This is a genomic window from Conexibacter arvalis, assembly GCF_014199525.1.
In the GTDB taxonomy this organism is placed as follows: domain Bacteria; phylum Actinomycetota; class Thermoleophilia; order Solirubrobacterales; family Solirubrobacteraceae; genus Conexibacter; species Conexibacter arvalis.
Genome location: NZ_JACHNU010000002.1, coordinates 171,770 through 189,822, shown reverse-complemented (window position 1 = coordinate 189,822; position 18,053 = coordinate 171,770). Strand labels below are relative to the sequence as shown.

Annotated in this window: 20 protein-coding genes; 12 read left to right on the top strand and 8 right to left on the bottom strand. The window is 75.4% G+C overall.

Translation table 11 applies throughout. From position 1 onward, the window contains the following. Positions 1 to 18: 18 nt before the first annotated feature. From BDZ31_RS09440 to BDZ31_RS09430, 3 genes are all read right to left on the bottom strand, one after another. Positions 19 to 1,260 carry an EAL and HDOD domain-containing protein gene (locus BDZ31_RS09440; RefSeq protein WP_183341418.1) on the bottom strand — a complete coding sequence of 414 codons (1,242 nt, stop codon included), beginning with the start codon at positions 1,258 to 1,260 and terminating at the stop codon, positions 19 to 21. Positions 1,261 to 1,373: 113 nt separating this feature from the next. Then, positions 1,374 to 2,714, bottom strand: coding sequence for an HDOD domain-containing protein (locus tag BDZ31_RS09435; RefSeq protein WP_183341416.1), 1,341 nt, complete (start codon positions 2,712 to 2,714; stop codon positions 1,374 to 1,376). A 368-nt stretch (positions 2,715 to 3,082) separates the two neighbouring features. Further along, a complete protein-coding gene (locus BDZ31_RS09430) occupies positions 3,083 to 3,319 on the bottom strand; it encodes a hypothetical protein (RefSeq protein WP_183341414.1) in 237 nt (78 codons plus the stop codon). 62 nt (positions 3,320 to 3,381) lie between these two features. Between BDZ31_RS09430 and BDZ31_RS09425 the strand changes: the two genes are divergently transcribed. Next, the gene (locus BDZ31_RS09425; protein WP_183341412.1) at positions 3,382 to 4,530 is read left to right on the top strand and encodes a hypothetical protein; all 1,149 of its coding nucleotides are present in this window, start codon (positions 3,382 to 3,384) and stop codon (positions 4,528 to 4,530) included. A 338-nt stretch (positions 4,531 to 4,868) separates the two neighbouring features. Here BDZ31_RS09425 and BDZ31_RS09420 read toward each other — a convergent pair whose 3' ends face one another. Then, complete coding sequence (locus BDZ31_RS09420; RefSeq protein WP_183341411.1) at positions 4,869 to 6,212, bottom strand: hypothetical protein; 1,344 nt, start codon at positions 6,210 to 6,212, stop codon at positions 4,869 to 4,871. A 320-nt stretch (positions 6,213 to 6,532) separates the two neighbouring features. Between BDZ31_RS09420 and BDZ31_RS09415 the strand changes: the two genes are divergently transcribed. The 5 genes from BDZ31_RS09415 to BDZ31_RS09395 all read left to right on the top strand — a co-directional run bounded on the left by BDZ31_RS09415 (position 6,533) and on the right by BDZ31_RS09395 (position 10,377). Then, positions 6,533 to 7,060: a hypothetical protein gene (locus tag BDZ31_RS09415; protein ID WP_183341409.1), complete on the top strand. Its 528-nt coding sequence runs from the start codon at positions 6,533 to 6,535 to the stop codon at positions 7,058 to 7,060. Positions 7,061 to 7,454: 394 nt separating this feature from the next. Further along, a complete protein-coding gene (locus BDZ31_RS09410; protein ID WP_183341407.1) occupies positions 7,455 to 8,099 on the top strand; it encodes a response regulator in 645 nt (214 codons plus the stop codon). A gap of 9 nt (positions 8,100 to 8,108) precedes the next feature. Next, positions 8,109 to 9,074 (top strand): HAMP domain-containing sensor histidine kinase, encoded by a 966-nt coding sequence (locus tag BDZ31_RS09405; protein ID WP_183341405.1) that lies wholly within the window; start codon positions 8,109 to 8,111, stop codon positions 9,072 to 9,074. Then, positions 9,074 to 9,739, top strand: coding sequence for a response regulator (locus BDZ31_RS09400; RefSeq protein WP_183341403.1), 666 nt, complete (start codon positions 9,074 to 9,076; stop codon positions 9,737 to 9,739). The genes BDZ31_RS09405 and BDZ31_RS09400 overlap by 1 nt, the downstream gene beginning before the upstream one ends. 161 nt (positions 9,740 to 9,900) lie before the next feature. Next, positions 9,901 to 10,377 (top strand): GreA/GreB family elongation factor, encoded by a 477-nt coding sequence (locus BDZ31_RS09395; protein WP_183341401.1) that lies wholly within the window; start codon positions 9,901 to 9,903, stop codon positions 10,375 to 10,377. Between the two features lie 67 nt (positions 10,378 to 10,444). Here the strand turns inward: BDZ31_RS09395 and gdhA are convergent, their stop codons facing one another. From gdhA to BDZ31_RS09380, 3 genes are all read right to left on the bottom strand, one after another. After that, entirely contained in the window at positions 10,445 to 11,866 is a 1,422-nt protein-coding gene (gene gdhA / locus BDZ31_RS09390; RefSeq protein WP_183341399.1) for an NADP-specific glutamate dehydrogenase, read from the bottom strand. 65 nt (positions 11,867 to 11,931) lie between these two features. Continuing rightward, entirely contained in the window at positions 11,932 to 12,402 is a 471-nt protein-coding gene (locus BDZ31_RS09385) for a group III truncated hemoglobin (RefSeq protein ID WP_246344872.1), read from the bottom strand. Between the two features lie 110 nt (positions 12,403 to 12,512). Then, entirely contained in the window at positions 12,513 to 12,971 is a 459-nt protein-coding gene (locus BDZ31_RS09380; RefSeq protein WP_183341397.1) for a hypothetical protein, read from the bottom strand. Between the two features lie 184 nt (positions 12,972 to 13,155). Between BDZ31_RS09380 and BDZ31_RS09375 the strand changes: the two genes are divergently transcribed. The 6 genes from BDZ31_RS09375 (at position 13,156) to BDZ31_RS09350 (ending at position 16,991) form a co-directional block, all read left to right on the top strand. After that, entirely contained in the window at positions 13,156 to 13,431 is a 276-nt protein-coding gene (locus BDZ31_RS09375) for a hypothetical protein (RefSeq protein WP_183341396.1), read from the top strand. Between the two features lie 58 nt (positions 13,432 to 13,489). Continuing rightward, positions 13,490 to 13,915: a CBS domain-containing protein gene (locus BDZ31_RS09370; RefSeq protein ID WP_221242967.1), complete on the top strand. Its 426-nt coding sequence runs from the start codon at positions 13,490 to 13,492 to the stop codon at positions 13,913 to 13,915. 103 nt (positions 13,916 to 14,018) lie between these two features. Beyond that, positions 14,019 to 14,849 carry a SigB/SigF/SigG family RNA polymerase sigma factor gene (locus BDZ31_RS09365; RefSeq protein WP_183341393.1) on the top strand — a complete coding sequence of 277 codons (831 nt, stop codon included), beginning with the start codon at positions 14,019 to 14,021 and terminating at the stop codon, positions 14,847 to 14,849. Positions 14,850 to 14,886: 37 nt separating this feature from the next. After that, positions 14,887 to 15,114: a hypothetical protein gene (locus BDZ31_RS09360; RefSeq protein ID WP_183341391.1), complete on the top strand. Its 228-nt coding sequence runs from the start codon at positions 14,887 to 14,889 to the stop codon at positions 15,112 to 15,114. A gap of 69 nt (positions 15,115 to 15,183) precedes the next feature. Beyond that, positions 15,184 to 15,741, top strand: a complete 558-nt coding sequence (locus BDZ31_RS09355) for a cysteine hydrolase family protein (protein ID WP_183341389.1) — start codon at positions 15,184 to 15,186, stop codon at positions 15,739 to 15,741. Positions 15,742 to 15,803: 62 nt separating this feature from the next. Next, positions 15,804 to 16,991, top strand: a complete 1,188-nt coding sequence (locus BDZ31_RS09350; RefSeq protein WP_183341387.1) for a zinc-dependent alcohol dehydrogenase — start codon at positions 15,804 to 15,806, stop codon at positions 16,989 to 16,991. A gap of 81 nt (positions 16,992 to 17,072) precedes the next feature. On the opposite strand, the gene BDZ31_RS09345 is transcribed toward BDZ31_RS09350, so the two are convergent. Beyond that, positions 17,073 to 18,038, bottom strand: coding sequence for a TIGR03557 family F420-dependent LLM class oxidoreductase (locus BDZ31_RS09345; RefSeq protein WP_183341386.1), 966 nt, complete (start codon positions 18,036 to 18,038; stop codon positions 17,073 to 17,075). Positions 18,039 to 18,053: the final 15 nt, after the last annotated feature.

Genomic DNA, 18,053 nt, shown 5'->3' with positions numbered 1-18,053 from the left:
CGTCGCAGCGTACCGTGGTCAGAAGCCGCGGCGATCGGCCGAGGCGCGCAGCTGCTCGGCGTAGGCGGCGTCGATCGCGGCCCCCGTCACCGGCGCGTCCTCGGCCAGCGGCTCGTCGTGCTCGTGCGCCAGCAGCGCCTCCAGCAGCGCGCCCTCGGCGCCTGCGCGCGCGAGCAGCGCGCGTTCGATCGCGGGGTGGAGGTCGAGCCCTTCGAGCAGCACCTCCATCGACTGGCCGCTGATCGCGTCGAGCAGCGAGAAGAGGCCGACGATGAAGGCGCGGTCGGGGCTCGCACCCGGGATCGAGGGGGCGAGCTGCTCGGCGACGCGCGCTCGCAGCCGCGCCGCCTCCAGCAGCACGTGCGGCAGGTCGGGGACGCCGGCGAGGCAGAGCATCAGCGCCCAGCGCCGGACGGAGGTGCCGCCGAGCAGCGCCAGCGCCTGGCGCAGCGACTGGATCGTGTTGCGCGGCGCGACCTCCGCCGAGTTCGCGAACCGCAGCAGGCGGTGGCTGAGGCCGGCGTCGCGGCGGATGATCGTCTCCAGCTCGCGCAGCGAGACGTCGCTGTCGGTCGCGGCGAGCGCGCCGAGCGTCGCCAGCTGGGCGGTCGGGACGGCGCGTCCCCGCCACGTCTCGGGGCGCTCGTAGTAGTAGCCCTGGAAGCCGTCGAAGCCGAGCGCGAGGCAGCGGGCATGCTCCTCGGGCTCCTCGACCTTCTCCGCGATCAGCGTCAGCCCGCGCGGCTTCAGCCGCGCGACGGTCCGCTCCAGCGCGTCGTCGTCGTGTTCGCGCAGGTCGAGCTTGACGTAGGCGGCGAGCGACAGCAGCGGCTCCATCTCGGGGTCGTAGACGAAGTCGTCGAGCGCGATCGGGAAGCCGGCGGCGGCGATCTCGCGCGTCGCCTCCAGCAGCGCGCCGTCGACGACCTGGTCCTCCAGCAGCTCCAGCACGACGCGGCGCGGCGGCAGCGGCAGCGGCCGTTGGCCGACGAGGAAGGCGCGCGTGACGTTGACGAAGGCGCGGGAGCGCCCGACGAGCGCGGGCAGGCCGAGGTCGCCGATCGCGTGGAGGATCACCGAAGCCGTCGCCGTCTCGGGCGCCTGGGCCGCTAGTTCGACGGGGCGGCAGAGCAGCTCGTAGCCGATCGTCGCGCCGGCGCGGTCGAGGATCGGCTGGCGTGCGACCGCGAAGCAGTCGGAGCGCGCCGCGGCGGCGGGCGGCTTCGCTGTCGCTGGATCGGTGGACGGTGTTCCGGGCATGACGGTGGCGAGCGGCCGCCCGCGTGGGCAGCCCCTCCTTCCTGGTGGTCGGCCGCCGACAGGCGGCTTTGAGCCGAAGTTCCGCCGGGCCGGCGGCGGCGCCGTCCGAACGGTCAGGCGACGCCGAACGCGGCGCGGGAGCGGCCGGCGGTCTTCGCCTCGTACAGCGCGCGGTCGGCCGTCTCCAGCAGCCGCCCGAGGTCGTTGCCGCACAGCGCGGTGGAGGCGGCGCCGACCGAGAGCGTCACCGCCGGCAGCCGGTCGGTCCCCGCCAGCCGCGTCTGCACATCGGCGACGACGCCGGCGGCGACCCGCTGCGCCTCGTCGATGCCGCCGGGGACCCACAGCGCGAACTCGTCGCCGCCGAGCCGGCCGGCGAAGCCGTTGGCGCGCAGCACGAGCGCGATCTCGGTCAGCACGAGGTCGGCGGTGAGGTGACCGACGGTGTCGTTGATCTGCTTGAAGTGGTCGACGTCGCACATCAGCACCGAGCCGGTGTCGCCGGCGGCGAGCTTGGCGCGCGTGCTCGACAGCCACTCGCGGCGGCTGGCGAGCCCGGTCAGCTCGTCGGTGCTGGCGAGCCGCTCCAGCGACGCGACGCGGTCGGCGAGCGCGTCGCCGCCGCCCGACGTCGGCTGGGCCGAGACGGCCGCCTCGGCCGCCTCGTCGAGCAGCGACGGGACGGCGCCGAGCCGGCCGAGGGCGGCGTGGATCAGCTCGCTGTCGCCCTCGTCGCCGGCGAGCATCGCCACGATCGCGTCGGCCAGCTGGACGCACGCAGCCTCCGGCGAGGGGCAGTCGAGGCCGGAGGCGCCGCCGTGGTGGTGGACGACCGCGTCGAACAGCGCGCCGCGGGCGCCCTCCTGGTCGGCGAGCAGGGCGCCGGCGTAGGCGTGGTCGACCCCGAGCCGCTCGCGCTCGGCGATCACGCGACGCGTGCCGGAGGGCGCCTCGGCGACGATCGCGTCCAGCGTCGCCTCGCCGAAGGCGAGCGGCATCACGAGCTTGCCGACGTCGTGGAGCAGGCCGGCGAGGTGGGCGGTCTCGACGTCGGCGCCGGTCCTCTGGGCGAGCTCGGCGGCGCAGGCGGCGACGCCGACGGCGTGGACGTGCATGTGGCCGCGCGACCGGCCGCCCGCGCCCGGGACCCGCTCGAGGAAGCTGTAGGTCGACGCCTCCAGCGCGATCCTGCCGAGCGCCTGGCGGCCGACGACCGTCACGGCCTGGTGGATCGTGCGGGCGCGCAGCGGGCGGGCGTACGCAGCGGAGTTGGCGTAGCGCAGCAGGTTCGCGCTGAACGACTCGTCCTCCTCGATCACCGCGACGAGCGTCTGGGTCGAGGCGTCCGGATCGGCCGCCAGCGCGCGCACGCGCGCGACGGTGCCCCCGAGCACGGGCAGCGGGCCGAGCGCCTCGATGGCGCGGTCGATGCGATCGCGAGCTGTTCTCTTCACGTGCGCGGTGCGGTGCGGGTGGTGCGGTGCGGTGCGGGCTTCGGAAACGTTCGGCGTGTATCAAACGTCATCGGTCGGACGCGACGGCACCGGCCGAACGGCGTCAGGGTACGGACCGGCCGGCCAGTCGCCGCAAGCCTGCGTGCATCGGCCCGCCGTGCGGCCGGGGCGGCTGTTTGCGCGGCTGGGGCGGCGGTTCGACCGCCGCGGCGGCTCTGCGCGTGGCTGGGGCGGCTGTCCGCCTGCCCGCGGCGGCTCTCTGCCCCGCCGGGGGCGGCTGTCCGCCCGCTCGTCGGGCGCCGGCCGCCGGCGCGACGGCTGGGCGTCGTCGTGGCGAGAACAGAGGGCTCTGCGCGCGTGCGTGCGGATCAGCGGTCCGGAAGCGCGTGCAGCTGGGAGACGAGCGCCTCGAGGCTCGCGAGGTACGGCGGCGCCGGCTCGGCGAGCGCGTAGCCGCCGTCGCGCCGTTCGAGCAGGCCGATGCGGACGAAGCCGTCGACGTGCTCGTCGATCCCGCCGTGCGGGCTGACGCCGGCGGCGCGCGCGAGCCGCGCCTTCGACCACTGCGCGCCCGGCTCGGCCGACAGCAGCGCCTCCAGCGCCATGCGCCGCGGCCGTGAGCCGAACAGCCAGTCGCGCTGGGTGAGCGGCTTCGCGCCACGCGTCCGTGGCTTTGCGCCTTTTCTGTCTGGCATGTAGAATTTATTTCTACACCATGCCCGGTTCTGACGAGACCACGACTGCGCCGACGCTCCGCCTTCTCGACGGCGGCCGCACGGCGGAGGGCCGCTGGGGCGGGGAGCGGCGGTTTGCCGCTGCTGCTGGGGTCTCCGGGCGCGAAAGCGGCGCCGGGCGCAGCGGCTCGGCACCTGCCGATCCGCCGGGCGGACGGGGCGGCGCACGGGAAGGCCTCGCACCTGCCAATCCGCCGCGCGGACGGGGCGGCGCACGAGACGGCCTCGCACCTGCCGATCCGCCGCGCGGACGGGGCGGCGGGCGCGCATGGGAGGGCGGCGAGTGCGTCGTCAGCCGGCGGGCGGTGCGCGCCGGCGACCGGCACGAGCCGTGGACGCTCCCGGCGACCGACGCGCTGAGAGCGCTGGCCGACGCGGCCCACGCTGCCGGCATCGACGTCGAGCTGGCGATCCGCCTGACGGTCGAGTGCGCGCTCGTCTGCGACGACCTCCGCGCCGCGGGCGTCGACCTCTCCGCGCTCGACTCCCGCGCGCGCGTCGAGCAGGTCGACGGCGAGCTCGACGCGGCCGCCGCCAGCTACCTGCGCCGCCTCACGCAGCGGCGCTCGCGCGCACTCGCGTCAAGCGAGAGCGTCGACGGCGCAGACGGTGCGAGCGGCGCCGGCGCGGACCGCGGCGCGGACCGTGCGCGTGGCGCGGACGGTGCGCGTGGCGCGGACGGTGCGGGCGGCGCGAACGGCGCGGACGGTGCGCGTGGCGCGGACGGCGCGGACGGCGCGGACGGTGCGCGTGGCGCGGACGGTGCGCGTGGCGCGGACGGCGCGGACGGCGCGGACGGTGCGGGCGGTCCGGGCGGTGCGAGCGGCGCGGGCGGTACGAGCGGCGCGGACGCGCAGTTTGGTGGGGGCGGCGCGGGCGCGTGGTTGGGCGCGGTCGTTACGGTCGGGCTGCCGGTACGGCTGACCGGTCGCCTGCTGCGCGCCGATCTCGACTTGCTGATCGCCGGCGTGCCGCTGGAGCGAGCGCTCGCCTGGGAGATCGCTGCGCTCCTCACCGGCCGCACGATGAGCGAATGGGCGCCGCTGACCGCGCTCCACCTCGCCCCGATCCCACACACATGATGCGGCCGGCGCGAGCATTGGCTTTCTGCGCGTATTGAGTACGTGCAATCAGCCAATGCTCAGAGGTGCGCGCTGGCTGAGTGCCGCCCGAGCTGGCAGGCGCGGCGGCGGTCTGGCGGCCGCGCGGGTGGCGCGGCGGTCAGCCAGCGCGGCGGCGGTGTCGGCGCTGCGGTGACGCCAGCAGGGCGGCGGTGCGGGCGCGGCGGTGCGGGCGCGGCGGCGGTGCGGGCGCGGCGGTGCTGCGAGTGCGGTGGCGGTGCGGGTGCGGCGGCGGTGCGGGCGCGGCGGTGCTGCGCGTGCGGCGGCGGTGCGGCGCGGCGGCGGTGCGGGGCCGGCCGTCAGGCCAGTGCGGCGGCGGTGCGGGCGCGGCGGGCGCGGGCGGTCTCGGCGACTGCGGTCCAGGCCGGCGAGAGCGGCGGCAGGTCGAGCCGGCGGCGGGCCCTGACGGCGCGCGCGGCGCGGGAGGCGAGGCGGATCTCGTCGAGCGCGGGCACCAGGCGCGTCGCGTCGCGCGCCTCGGCCGCGAGCCACCAGCGGTTGTGGCCGAGCGTCTCGCGCCGGCCGCGCGGCGGCTCGAAGGAACGGTGGAAGCCGCAACGGCACGGCTCGGTCGCGAACAGCGCGGTGCGCGCGTCGTCGTGCGCCGCGCCGGGCGGCACGAAGCCAAGGATGCCGGGATGGAAGAGCGGGAGCGCGATGCCGGTCACGCCGTCGCCGTCGAGCGGCTGCGGCGGAAACGCGACGCGGGCTCCGGACGGACCTGCGCAGACCGCCGCGACCCCGCTGGCCAGCAGCGCCGCATGCGCCGCCCCCGCGCCGGCGACCGCCACCGGCCGGCCCGTCTGCGCCTGAAGCTCCAGCGCCAGCTCGGTGATCTCCGCCAGCGCCGCCGCCCATCCGTCGCCATCGGCCGCCCCCGGCCAGCCGCCGCGCGGCGGGGACGGCGCGGGGTCGGGCGGTCGGCCGTCTGGCGCCCCCTGCCAGCTGCCGCGCGGCGGGGCTGCGGCGCGGAGGCGCGAGAGGCTGTCGCCTGGCTGGCCGCCGCCCGGCGGGGCTGCGACGGGAGCGAGCGGCCGGCCACCAGGCGCGCCCGACCGGTGCGCGGCCGGGCCGGTGTCGAGGAGGGTCAGCCAGTAGCCGTCGACCGACAGCTCAGCGAAGCGTTCGGTGAGGGCGGGTAGGGCGGGGAGGTCGGAGGGGCGGAGGGCGAGCGCGGCGTGCAGCTCGCGCGGCCCGGCGTCAGGGTGTTGCGGCGGCGGTCGCCAGCCCTGGCGCTCCTGCCACGCCGCGACGGTCGCGTGCGCCAGCGCCAGCTCCTGCTCGCGGCCGGCGGGATCGTCCGGCGCGACGAGGTGGGCGGGGGTCGTCGCCAGCGTCGCGCCGGCGGCCAGCTGCGCGTCGAGATGGCGCTCGGCGTGGTCGGCCACCGCCGCGGCGCTGAGCGGCTCCACGGGCAGCTGCTCCTGCCACGACTCCGTGACGAGCGTGACGCCGAGCCCCTTCGCCCGCGCTCGCGCGATCAGCGCGGCGTGGGCGTCGGCATGGCGCAGCGGCAGCGCGATCATGCCGATCGCGTCGCGCTCCTCGTCCGCCGGTTCGGGCCCGTCGCCGCCCCACAGCACCAGTGACCGGCGATCGAGCCAAGGATGCCGCGGAGCGCGGTTCTGCCGATCCTCGCTCATCGCCCGCCACAGCTTGTCAGCGCACCCGGACGAGATCCAGCCGCGCGCGCTGCGAACGCCGATCCGGCGCGCCGGCACCACGCGCTCCCGCGCCGCTCCGCACGCGGCCTGAGGAGTGGCGCCTTGGGGGTGGATATCACCCCCAAGGCGCCACTCCTCGGCGCGCGGCCGGGCCGCTCGCGGCGGAGCCGATCCGACGCCGGCGCCACGCGCGGCCGACCCGGCGCGCCGCGCCTCGGCGCCGGCGGGCGCGAGGGCCGACGGGTAGGCGCGCGGCCGGGCGGGCATCCCGGACGAGAGATCGGACGAACGGAGCGCAGATGACGACGAAGGCCGCCTTCAACGCAGAGGACTGGTCGGTGGTGACCGCGGCGCCGGCGCTGACCGGCCTGCTCGTGGCCGCGGCCGGCCGCGGCGGCACGGTCAGAGAGAGCGTGGCGATCTCGCGCGCGTACGCGGACGCGCGCGAGGGGCGCCCCGGGCAGCTGCTGCGCGAGGTGCTGGAGACGCCGGCCGGGGTCGGCCCGGCGCCGCAGCAGCGCACGACCGAGGATCTCGAGCGGTACGTGCTCGCGAGAGTGCGCGCGGCGATCCGGGTCCTCGACCTCGGCGCGACGCCGGAGGAGGTCGCCGAGTACAAGCGGTTCGTCTACGGCGTCGGCGAGGCGGTCGCGCACGCGCACAAGGAGGGCGGCTTCCTCGGCGTCGGCGGCGAGCGCGTCAGCGAGGACGAGCAGGCGGTGCTCGACAAGGTCGCGGCGATCTTCGACGAACCGCCGACGGTCGCGCCCGGCGAGGAGGCGCCCGCCGGCGACCGGCCCGCCGACGACCCGCCTGGGATCGCCTGACGACGACCCGCGCGCGCGAGCGCCCCGCCGCCCGCCGGCCCCCAGCGCCGGCGCTCCGCCGCCCGCCCGCGCCGCGCCGCTCGGGCTCGCGCGCGAGCGCCCCGCCGCCCGCCCGCGCCGCGCGGCTCGCGCCGCCGCAGCGCGGCGCGCGCGAGCGCCCCGCCGCCCGCCCGCGCCGCGCGGCTCGCCCCGCCGCCCGCCCGCGCCGCGCGGCTCGGGCCCGCCGCAGCGCGCTCGGCCGCCCGCCGACACCCCGCCGCCACCCCCGCCACCGCCGCGCGGTCGCGCCACTGCGGCGGGCGATGAGGCGGCGTGCGAGCGCCGTCGCGCCGGGCCGGGCCGATGCGGTCGCGACCCCATGCTGCGCCTCGCGCGCGCGAGCCATCATGATCTGATGACGCGCACGCGCATCCTTGTCGCCGACGACCATCCGATCGTGCTCGCGGGCCTGCGGAGGCTGCTCGACGCGCAGGAGGGGTTCGACGTCGTCGCCGAGGCCGCCGACGGGCTGGAGGCGGTCGAGCGGGCGCTCGCACAGGAGATCGACCTCGCGATCGTCGACGTCTCGATGCCGCGCAAGACCGGCCTGCAGGCGGCGCGCGACATCACCCGCCGCCGCCCCGGGACGCGCGTGCTGATGCTGTCGATGCACGCCGACGGCCAGTACGTCTACGAGGCGCTCGCGGTCGGGGCCTCGGGCTACGTGCTGAAGACCGCGATCGACCGCGACCTCATCGCCGCCTGCCACGCGACGCTGCGCGGCGAGCCGTTCCTCTACCCCGACGCCGAGCGGACGCTGATCCGCGAACGGCTGCGCCCGGACGACGGCGACGAGGACGAGCAGGAGCTGTCGGCCCGCGAGCTGGAGGTCGTCAAGCTGATCGCCGAGGCGTACTCCAACGACGAGATCGCGGAGCTGCTCGTCATCAGCAAGAAGACCGTCGAGCGCCATCGCGCGAACATCCTGGAGAAGCTCGGCATGCGCGATCGGGTCGAGCTGACCCGCTTCGCGATTCGCCGCGGGCTCGTTGAGCCGTAGCATCTCCGGATGCGCAAGCTCCTCGGCACACTGCCGCTCTACTGGCGAATCTTCGCGACGCAGTTCGTCGTCCTCACCGTCGCCTTCCTGCTGCTCGTCTTCGCTCCGGTGACGGTCTCGATCCCGGTCGCCGCGACCGAGCTGGTCGTGCTGATCTGCGGGCTGGCCGCGCTCGTCGCGCTCAGCCTGCTGCTGCTGCGCCCGGCGCTGCGACCGCTGGAGACCGTCACCACGACGATGCGCTCGATCGACCCGCTCAGACCGGGCCAGCGCGTGCCGGTCGTCGGCGAGCCCGATTTCGCCGCGCTGGCGCAGGCGTTCAACGACATGCTGGAGCGGCTGGAGCGCGAGCGCCGCGACAGCGCCCGCCGCGCGCTCGCCGTCCAGGAGGGCGAGCGGCGCCGCGTCGCGCGCGAGCTGCACGACGAGGTCGGGCAGGTCTTCACCGCGATCATGCTGCAGATCGAGCATCTCACCGCCGCCGTCCCGCCGGAGCTGCGCGAGGAGCTGGAGGAGCTGCGCGAGACGGCGCGCGTCGGCGCCTACGACGTGCGCCGGATCGCCGCGCGATTGCGGCCGCAGGTGCTCGACGACCTCGGCCTCCACAGCGCCCTGAAGGCGCTCGCCACCGCCCACGCCGACCAGGCCGGCGTCCACGTCGAGCGCGCGCTGGAGCCGATCTCGCTCGACGAGGAGCGTGAGCTGGTCGCCTACCGGGTCGCGCAGGAGGCGCTGACGAACGTCGCCCGCCACGCCGGCGCCAGACGCGTCTCGCTGTCGCTGCGGCGGGAGGACGGGTCGGCCGTGCTGCGCGTCCGCGACGACGGACGCGGCATGCCGCCCGGTGCCGCCTCCTCCTCCAACGGCATCCGCGGGATGCGCGAGCGGGCGCTGCTGATCGGCGCGACGCTGATCGTCCGCAACGCCGAGGGCGGCGGTACCGAGGTCGTGCTGCGGATCCCCGGGGTGCCGTGATGGGCGTGCCGCTCGTCGCCCGCGTGCTCGTCGCCGACGACCATCCGATCGTCCGCGACGGCCTGCGCCGCGTGCTCGACGCCCAGCCGGACCTGCGCGTCGTCGCGGAGGCCTCCGGCGGGGAGGAGGCGCTCGCGACGGTCGGCGCCGACCCGGAGGGGATCGACCTCGCCATCCTCGACGTGTCGATGCCCGGCGGCGGCGGGCTGGCGGCCGCGCGCGAGATCGCCGAGCGCCATCCGCACACGCGGATCCTGATGCTGTCGATGCACGACGACGAGGAGTACCTGTTCGACGCGCTCGCCGCCGGCGCCGCCGGCTACGTGCTGAAGACGTCCGTCGACCGCGACCTCGTCGACGCCTGCCGCGCCGCGCTGCGCGGCGAGCCGTTCCTGACCCCGCGCGGCGTGCGCGCGATCGTGCGCGACCACCTCGAGCGGGCGCGCCGCGGCGAGCCGGCGAAGGTCGAGCCGCTGACCGAGCGCGAGCGGCAGATCGTCGCGCTGATCGCGCAGGCGCGCACGAACGACGAGATCGCCGCCGAGCTGGGGATCAGCAAGAAGACGGTCGGCCGCCACCGCGCGAACATCCTCGACAAGCTCGGCATGCACGACCGCGTCCAGCTGACCCGCTACGCCGTCCGCCGCAGGCTGATCGAGCCGTAGCCGCCGTCGCGCCGCGATGCCCGCCCGGGCGCCCGATCGACGCGAGATGGGGCCGTGAGTGCATGTCTTCCGGCGACCGGCTGGCCCACGATGGGGGGACTGACGGCGCCGCGCTCTGACGCGCGGCGTCGTTTCGTTTTCCCATCGTCCGAAGGAGGACCATGTCGACCGTCGCCAATCAGCAGCAGCTGATCACGCGCGAGGGGTACGAGCGGTTGCGCGCGGAGCTCGACCGCCTGACGACGATCCAGCGCCGTCGCGTCGCAGACGACCTGCGCGACGCGCGCGACGACGGCAGCGAGCCGGGCGAGAACGCCGGGCTCGCCGGCCTGCTCGACGACCAGGCGGCGCTCGAGCGGCGGATCGAGGAGCTGCGCACGACGCTCTCGCTCGTGACCGTCGCCGACCCGCCGGCGCTGGGCGTCGCCGGCATCGGCCAGAGAATCCGCATCCGCATCGGCGGCGGCGGTCCGCGCGACTGCCAGCTCGTCGGTCCCGTCGAGGCCGACCCGGCCACCGGCGGCATCTCGATCGTCTCCCCGATCGGCCAGGCGCTCGTCGGCCTTCGCGCGGGCGAGACCGTCGAGGTCGTGACGCCCGGCGGCATCCGCGTCGTCGAGCTGATCTCCGTCGGCTGAGCGGCCGGCGCGCGAGCCCCCGCGCGCCCCGCCGCTCCGCGGCCGTCCGGCGCCGCCGCCCGCGGCCTCAGACGAGGCCGAGCGCCAGCATCGCGTCGGCGACGCGGATGAAGCCGGCCATGTTCGCGCCCAGCACGTAGTCGCCCGGGGCGCCGTAGCGAGCCGCCGTGTCGGCACAGAGACGGTGGATCTCGCCCATGATCTCGGCCAGGCGCGCCTCGGTGTGCTCGAAGGTCCACGAGTCGCGCGAGGCGTTCTGCTGCATCTCCAGCGCGCTGGTCGCGACGCCGCCGGCGTTGGCCGCCTTGCCGGGCGCGAACGGGACCCCTGCGGCGCGCAGGACGCGGACCGCCTCCGGCGTGCACGGCATGTTGGCGCCCTCGGCGACGGCGAGCACGCCGCCGGCGACGAGCGCCGCGGCGTCGGCCTCGGTCAGCTCGTTCTGCGTCGCGCACGGCAGCGCGACCTCGCACGGCAGCTCCCACACCGGCCGGCCCGGCACGAAGCGGGCGCCGGGGCGGCGGCGGGCGGCGTAGGTGGCGATCGGCGCCCGCTCGACGTCCTTGATCTGCTTCAGCAGCGCGACGTCGATCCCGTCGGGGTCGTGGACGTAGCCGCTCGAGTCCGAGCAGGCGATCGCGCGGGCGCCGAGCGCCTGCGCCTTCTCGATCGCGTGGATCGCGACGTTGCCGGCGCCGGAGACGACGACCGTCTTGCCGTCCAGCGACTGGTCGCGCTGCGCGAGCATCTCCTGGACGAAGAAGACGGTCCCGTAGCCGGTCGCCTCGCGGCGGACGCGCGCGCCGCCCCAGGTCAGGCCCTTGCCGGTCAGCACGCCCGACTCGTAGCGGTTCGTTATCCGCTTGTACTGGCCGAAGAGATAGCCCAGCTCCCGCTCGCCGACGCCGATGTCGCCGGCCGGCACGTCGGTGTACTCGCCGACGTGGCGGTGCAGCTCGGTCATGTACGACTGGCAGAAGCGCATGATCTCGCTGTCGGAGCGACCCTTCGGGTCGAAGTCGGCGCCACCCTTCGCGCCGCCGATCGGCATCCCGGTCAGCGCGTTCTTGAAGACCTGCTCGAAGCCGAGGAACTTGACGATCCCGAGCGAGACCGACGGGTGGAAGCGCAGCCCGCCCTTGTACGGCCCGAGCGCGCTGTTGTACTCGACGCGGTAGCCGCGGTTGACGTGGACCTCGCCATTGTCGTCGGCCCACGGGACGCGGAAGATGATCTGCCGCTCGGGCTCCGCGATCCGCTCCAGCAGCTTCTGCCGCACGTACTCCGGGTGCTGGGAGACGACCGGTCCGATCGTCTCCAGCACCTCGCGCACGGCCTGGTGGAACTCGGGCTCGGCGGGGCTGCGACGGAGGACGTCCTGGAAGATCGCGTCGAGGCCGGGGCCGAGCGAGGGAGAGCTGAGCGTGGCAGTCACGCAGGCGAACGCTACGCGCGCGCGACGCCGCCGGACATGCACTCCAGACCCCATCTTTCGAAACGGGAGGCGGCGCGATCCCCCGTGCGCCCGCCGCGGGGCCCGCGCGAGCAGCGCGGCTACGCGCCGGGATGGCTCTCGATCACGAGCAGCCCGCCGGGCGGCAGATCGGCGCCGGGCGGCGGCTCGGCCGTGCGACCGGCGGGGGAGGGGATCGACTGCAGGCGGCGGGAGAAGGCGTGCGCGACCCGCTCGGCGTGGGCCTTCGCGAGGTCGGCGCGGGGGCCGGCGAACAGCTCGTCGACGGTCGTCCGCCACAGCGACAGCCAGCGCTCGAAGTGGCCGGGCGTCAGCCCGACTCTGACGTGCAGCTGGACGTGCGGCGCGAAGGCGCCGCCGCCGTAGGTGCGGGCGTCGAGCAGGATCGTCTCCCAGAACGACGCGATCACCGGGATGTGCTCGTCGAGGTCGAGTCTGGCGACGTCGGTGAAGATGAAGCCGATGATCGGGTCGGTCAGCGCACGGCCGTAGAAGGCGCGCACGAGGCGCTCGCAGTCCTCGCGCGTCGCGATGTCGGAGCGATCGGTCACCCCATCACCATGGCAGGTTCGGGAGCTGCGTCAGTCCGCCCACCGTCACGGTGGGCAGATCGACGCAGGTCGCGGCGCGCCGGGGCGGGGTGGGGACGGGGCCGGCCGGGCTACCGCCACAGCTGGCGGAGGACGTCGTCGGCGGCGGCGTCGAGCGGGCCGAGCAGGGCGCGGACGTCGGCGAGGTCGGCGCGCAGCTCCGGGTCGCCGACCTCGACCGGCAGCAGCGAGTCCTGCAGCTCGGCGAGCGCCTCGTCGGCGTCGGCGACCGCGTCGGCGGCCTCCTCGACCAGTCTGCGGGCGCCGTGCCAGGCGGCCGGCGCGTCGGGCTGCGCGAAGCTCCGCGCCGGCAGCCCGTGGCGGGCGGCGAAGGCGGCGTGGCAGCGGCGCAGGCGGCCGTACGCCTTCTGGACCGGGGAGAACAGCCGCTCCTCGAGCAGGTCGCCGCGCGACTCGTCGAGCTCCTCGTAGGCGACGCCGAAGCGCGCGAGCGCCTCGCCGAGCGCGTCGACCGCCTCGGCGACCGTGTCGAGCAGCTGCTGGCGTCCTTCGGCGGTGGTGTAGGCCATGGCGCGAAGCCTACGCCGGCCGGCGGCCAGGCGGGCGGAGCGGCGCGTCGAGCGACGGCGCGCGAGCGCGTCCGCGCGGGCGCGAGGACCGCCGGACGGCGGCCGTCGGCGCGCCCGGAGGAGCCGCGCTGACTGGCGCTCGCAGTCGTCGTTTGGCCCGGAGGGCCGGGGGTAGGTGCCGAGCATGGAAGGTGGCATCGCAATCCTGCTGCTGGTGATCGTGCTCGTCGTCGCGGGCGGGATCGGGCTGGTGATGTACCTGACGGGCGGCGCGCTGTGGGCGCGCAAGACGAGCCCGGCGGGCGACCGCCTCCAGTCCGACCAGCCCGAGCCGGTCGAGCACCGGCACATCCGGCCGGAGAGCGTCGTCGGCGACGACGACCCAGCCGCCCGCGCAGCTCGCGCGGCCGAGCGCGAGGCGCGACGGCGGAGCACGCCGCGCGGCGACGCGCCCGGATAGGCCCGGGACCGCCGAACGCCGCAGCTTCCCGACCGTCATACACCCACAGGAGGCACAGATGGCGACGAAGACCGCCCGCGAGATCATGTCCGACGACTGCACCTGCATCGGCGAGAACGACTCCGTGCTCGAGGCCGCGAGACGGCTGGCGGAGCTGGGCGTCGGCGCGATGCCGATCTGCGGCGAGGACGACCGGCTGAAGGGGATGGTCACCGACCGCGACATCGTCGTGAAGGTGCTGGCGGCCGGCAAGGACCCGGCCAGAACCCGTGCCGGAGAGCTGGGGCAGGGTGACGCGAGAACGATCACGATCGGCGCCGACGACTCGGTCGACGAGGCGCTCCACACGATGGCGAGATACCAGGTCCGGCGGCTGCCCGTGATCGACGGCAGACGGCTGGTCGGCATCGTCGCCCAGGCTGACGTGGCGCGCAACATCTCCGACGACCAGGTCGGCGAGCTGGTCGAGGCGATCTCGCAATAGTCGCGTGCGGACACGAGCAGGGCATGGTCGGCGCCCGGACCATCTGGGCGCCGGCACAGCCCGGCCCGACATGGAGCGTCGGGGGAGCGGGAACGGCTCAGGTATGAGCGTCCGCGCCCTCCCGCCGCGGACCGCGGCTCGTCAGCCCGACGGCGAGACCCTGCTGCGGCGATATCACGAGACGAAGGACCCGCGCCTGCGCGAGCGCGCGGCGGTCGAGTACATGCCGCTCGCACGCAGACTGGCGCGCAGATTCCACCGCGGCCGCGAGCCGCTGGAGGACCTCGAGCAGGTCGCCTACCTGGGCCTGGTGAAGGCGGTCGAGCGCTACGACCCCTCCTACGGAGCCCGCTTCAGCTCGTTCGCGATTCCGACGATCAGCGGCGAGCTGCGGCGCCACTTCCGCGACACGACGTGGAGGCTGCACCTCCCGCGCGGCGTCCAGGAGGCGGCGCTCGACGTCGCCCGCGCGACCGACGAGCTGTCGGGCCGGCTCGGGCGCGCGCCGACGATCGGCGAGCTGGCGGACGAGACCGGCCTCGACGTCGAGGAGGTCACCGAGGCGCTCCACGCCCGCGAGATCCAGGAGGTCTCCTCGCTCGACCAGCCGTGCGGCGCCGACGACGGCGGCGAGCGCACGGTCGCCGAGACGGTCGGCGAGAACGACGGCCGCTTCGACCTGATCGACCACCTCGCGACGGTCGCGCCGCTGGTCGACGCGCTGCCGGAGCGCGAGCGGCGCGTGCTGTTCCTGCGCTTCGCCCGCGACCTGACGCAGACCGAGATCGCCGAGCAGGTCGGCTGCTCGCAGATGCAGGTCTCGCGCCTGCTGCGGCGCGCGATCGCACGGCTCTCGCAGGTCAGCTACGAGCCGCAGCCGCTCCCGGGCGAGAGCGGCAGACGGGAGCGTTTGAAGCGCTCCGCCGCCAGGTAGCTGGCGGTCAGACCCACCACCGACGGAGGCGCTCCACATGGCACCGCGTCCAGGCACCCGCAACGAGCCGTCCCGCGTCCACGAGCGGCCGCCCGACCCGGCCGAGGCGTCGAGAACGCCGCTGGTCGACCCGCGCGCGCCGGAGGAGGGCGAGGATCCCAAGCACCGCTTCAGCCACCAGGCCGACGAGGTCGACCCGACCTCCGACTCCGACCCGTACGCCGACGCCGAGAGCGACGACGACGGCGAGCGGCCGCCCGGCTGAGGACGGTCGCCCGGCTGAGCGGGCGCCCGGCGCGCATCGCGCGCGACCGCCGCGGGCAGGGTGGAGGCGATGACAGCCTCCAGCGTCCTGATCGTCTGCGACATGCTCAACCCCTACGACCACGACGACGCCGACGCGCTCGCGGCGAGCGCCGAGGCGGTCGTCGAGCCGCTGCGCGACCTGATCGAGCGGAGCCGCGACGCCGACGGCGTCGACGTCGTCTGGGTCAACGACAACCACGGCGACTACGCCGCCCAGCGCGAGCAGCTCGTCGAGCGGGCGCTCGCCGGCCGGCGGCCCGACCTGATCGAGCCGCTCGTGCCGGCGCCCGACCACGAGTTCCTCGTCAAGGTCCGCCACAGCGCCTTCTACGGCACCGCGCTCGACGAGCTGCTGCGCACGCGCGAGGCGCGGCGCGTGATCCTCACCGGCCAGGTGACCGAGCAGTGCGTGCTCTACACCGCGCTCGACGCCTACGTCCGCCACTTCGAGATCCGCGTCGTGCGCGACGCGGTCGCCCACATCGACCGCTCGCTCAGCGACGCGGCGCTGCGGATGATGGAGCGCAACATGCGCGCGGAGATCGTCGCGGCGGCCGACTGCCTCGGCGCGCGCTCGGGCGCTTGAGCGCCAGGCGAACGGGTAGGGGTGCGAGCCACGACGAGTTCCCCGACGAAAGCGAGCTGACGATGAGAGCGGTCGCCTGGCACGGCACGCGCGACGTGCGCGTCGACACGGTCCCCGACCCGACGATCGAGCAGCCGACCGACGCGATCGTGCGGATCACCTCGACCGCGATCTGCGGCTCGGACCTCCACCTCTACGAGGTGCTCGGCGCCTTCATCGACGAAGGCGACGTGCTCGGCCACGAGCCGATGGGGGTTGTCGAGGCGGTCGGCAGCGAGGTGACGCAGATCAGACCGGGCGACCGCGTCGTGATCCCGTTCAACGTCTCCTGCGGCCATTGCTGGATGTGCGACAACGGCCTGCAGTCGCAGTGCGAGACGACGCAGGTGCGCGAGTACGGCACCGGCGCCTCGCTGCTCGGCTACACGAAGCTCTACGGCCAGATCCCCGGCGGGCAGGCCGAGCTGCTGCGCGTGCCGCAGGCCCACTACGGGCCGATCAAGGTCCCCGATGGGCCGCCCGACGACCGCTTCCTCTACCTCTCCGACGTGCTGCCGACGGCATGGCAGGCGGTCGCCTACGCCGACGTGCCCAGCGGCGGCAGCGTGCTCGTGCTCGGCCTCGGCCCGATCGGCGAGATGTGCACGCGGATCGCCCAGCACCAGGGCGCCGAGACCGTCCTCGCCGTCGACCTCGTGCCCGAGCGGCTGCAGCGGGCGCGCGATCACGGCGTCGTCGCGCTCGACCTGAACGACGAGGGGAGAGACCTCGCCGGCCACGTGCGCGACCTGACCGGCGGGCGCGGCCCCGACGCGGTGATCGACGCGGTCGGGCTGGAGGCCCACGGCGCCCCGATCGGCAAGATCGCCCAGCGGCTGACCGCGATGCTGCCCGACGTCGCCGCGCAGAAGCTGATGACGACCGCCGGCATCGACCGCCTCAGCGCGCTCCACAGCGCGATCGAGCTGGTCCGCCGCGGCGGCACGATCTCGCTCTCGGGCGTCTACGGCGGAGCCGCCAGCCCGATGCCGCTGCTGCAGCTGTTCGACAAGCAGATCACCGTCCGACAGGGCCAGGCGAACGTGCGCCGCTGGATCGACGACCTGCTGCCGCTCGTCTCCGGCGACGGCGACCCGCTCGGCGTCGAGGAGTACGCGACCCACCGCCTCCCGCTCGACGACGCCCCGCGCGCCTACGAGATCTTCCAGAAGAAGCAGGAGGGCTGCTTCAAGGTCGTGCTGAAGCCGTGAGGGGCGCGCGCCGCGCTTCGTTCGGCGAGCGCTTCAGCGTGCAGTTCAGCAGCGTCGCCCGCAGCGGCCCGTCGCCGGCGCTCATCCGACCCGCTCCTCCGCGAAGCGGGGCAGCACCTTGCGCGCCCAGGTCTCGAAGAACTCGTCGGTGCGGGGGCCGATCTGCGAGACGTACAGCTCGTCGACGCCGGCCTGCTCGTATCTGCGCAGCGCCTCGACGTGGCGCTCGACGTCGGGGCCGCAGGGGACCGGCGAGGCGGCGATCTGCTCCTTGGTCACGAGCTCGGCGGCCTGCATGAAGTGCTGGGGCGTGGGGAGGACCTGCGACAGCTCGCCGGGCAGCTGCTCGGTCGGCCAGAGGCGGTGGACGGTCTCGACCGCCTCGGCCTCGTCGGGGCCGAAGCAGACCTTCGCGCCGGCCTGCACGACGCCTCTGCCGCCCTCGGCCCGGTACTGCTCGATCAGCTCTCTGTCGGGGGTCGTCGTGACGAAGCCGTCGGCGACCCGCGCCGCCATGCTCGCCGCCTTGGGCCCGAAGGCCGAGACGAGCACCGGCGGCGGCGCGTCGGGGAGGTCGTAGATGCGGGCGTGCTCGACGGTGTAGTGGCGGCCGCGGTGGTGGACGACCTCGCCCGACCAGAGCGCGCGCATCACCTCGATCGCCTCCTCGAGCATCTCGATCCGCTCGTCGGCGCCCGGCCAGCGGTCGCCGAGGACGTGCTCGTTGAGCGCCTCGCCGGAGCCGACGCCGAAGCTGAAGCGGCCGTCGAGCAGGATCGCGCTGGTCGCCGCCGCCTGCGCGACGACCGCCGGGTGGATCCGCATCGTCGGGCAGGTGACGCCGGTGCCGAGCGGCAGGTCGGTCGCCTGCGCGATCGCCCCGATCGCGCTCCAGACGAACGGGCTGTGGCCCTGCTCGTCGGTCCACGGGTGGTAGTGGTCGGAGATCCACAGCGCCGAGAAGCCGGCCTGCTCGGCGCGGACGGCCTGCGCGACGAGCTCCTTCGGGCCGTGCTCCTCGCTGGAGAGGAAGCAGCCGATTCTCATGGACGCCCCCGTACC

What these genes read in the sequence shown, in the direction of transcription:
- BDZ31_RS09440 (WP_183341418.1), bottom strand. Translation starts at nt 1,260, where the DNA reads ATGCCCGGAACACCGTCCACCGATCCAGCGACAGCGAAGCCGCCCGCC.
- BDZ31_RS09430 (WP_183341414.1), bottom strand. Translation starts at nt 3,319, where the DNA reads ATGGCGCTGGAGGCGCTGCTGTCGGCCGAGCCGGGCGCGCAGTGGTCG.
- BDZ31_RS09420 (WP_183341411.1), bottom strand. Translation starts at nt 6,212, where the DNA reads ATGAGCGAGGATCGGCAGAACCGCGCTCCGCGGCATCCTTGGCTCGAT.
- BDZ31_RS09415 (WP_183341409.1), top strand. Translation starts at nt 6,533, where the DNA reads ATGACGACGAAGGCCGCCTTCAACGCAGAGGACTGGTCGGTGGTGACC.
- BDZ31_RS09410 (WP_183341407.1), top strand. Translation starts at nt 7,455, where the DNA reads ATGACGCGCACGCGCATCCTTGTCGCCGACGACCATCCGATCGTGCTC.
- BDZ31_RS09405 (WP_183341405.1), top strand. Translation starts at nt 8,109, where the DNA reads ATGCGCAAGCTCCTCGGCACACTGCCGCTCTACTGGCGAATCTTCGCG.
- BDZ31_RS09400 (WP_183341403.1), top strand. Translation starts at nt 9,074, where the DNA reads ATGGGCGTGCCGCTCGTCGCCCGCGTGCTCGTCGCCGACGACCATCCG.
- BDZ31_RS09395 (WP_183341401.1), top strand. Translation starts at nt 9,901, where the DNA reads ATGTCGACCGTCGCCAATCAGCAGCAGCTGATCACGCGCGAGGGGTAC.
- gdhA (WP_183341399.1), bottom strand. Translation starts at nt 11,866, where the DNA reads ATGGGGTCTGGAGTGCATGTCCGGCGGCGTCGCGCGCGCGTAGCGTTC.
- BDZ31_RS09380 (WP_183341397.1), bottom strand. Translation starts at nt 12,971, where the DNA reads ATGGCCTACACCACCGCCGAAGGACGCCAGCAGCTGCTCGACACGGTC.
- BDZ31_RS09375 (WP_183341396.1), top strand. Translation starts at nt 13,156, where the DNA reads ATGGAAGGTGGCATCGCAATCCTGCTGCTGGTGATCGTGCTCGTCGTC.
- BDZ31_RS09370 (WP_221242967.1), top strand. Translation starts at nt 13,490, where the DNA reads ATGGCGACGAAGACCGCCCGCGAGATCATGTCCGACGACTGCACCTGC.
- BDZ31_RS09365 (WP_183341393.1), top strand. Translation starts at nt 14,019, where the DNA reads ATGAGCGTCCGCGCCCTCCCGCCGCGGACCGCGGCTCGTCAGCCCGAC.
- BDZ31_RS09360 (WP_183341391.1), top strand. Translation starts at nt 14,887, where the DNA reads ATGGCACCGCGTCCAGGCACCCGCAACGAGCCGTCCCGCGTCCACGAG.
- BDZ31_RS09355 (WP_183341389.1), top strand. Translation starts at nt 15,184, where the DNA reads ATGACAGCCTCCAGCGTCCTGATCGTCTGCGACATGCTCAACCCCTAC.
- BDZ31_RS09350 (WP_183341387.1), top strand. Translation starts at nt 15,804, where the DNA reads ATGAGAGCGGTCGCCTGGCACGGCACGCGCGACGTGCGCGTCGACACG.
- BDZ31_RS09345 (WP_183341386.1), bottom strand. Translation starts at nt 18,038, where the DNA reads ATGAGAATCGGCTGCTTCCTCTCCAGCGAGGAGCACGGCCCGAAGGAG.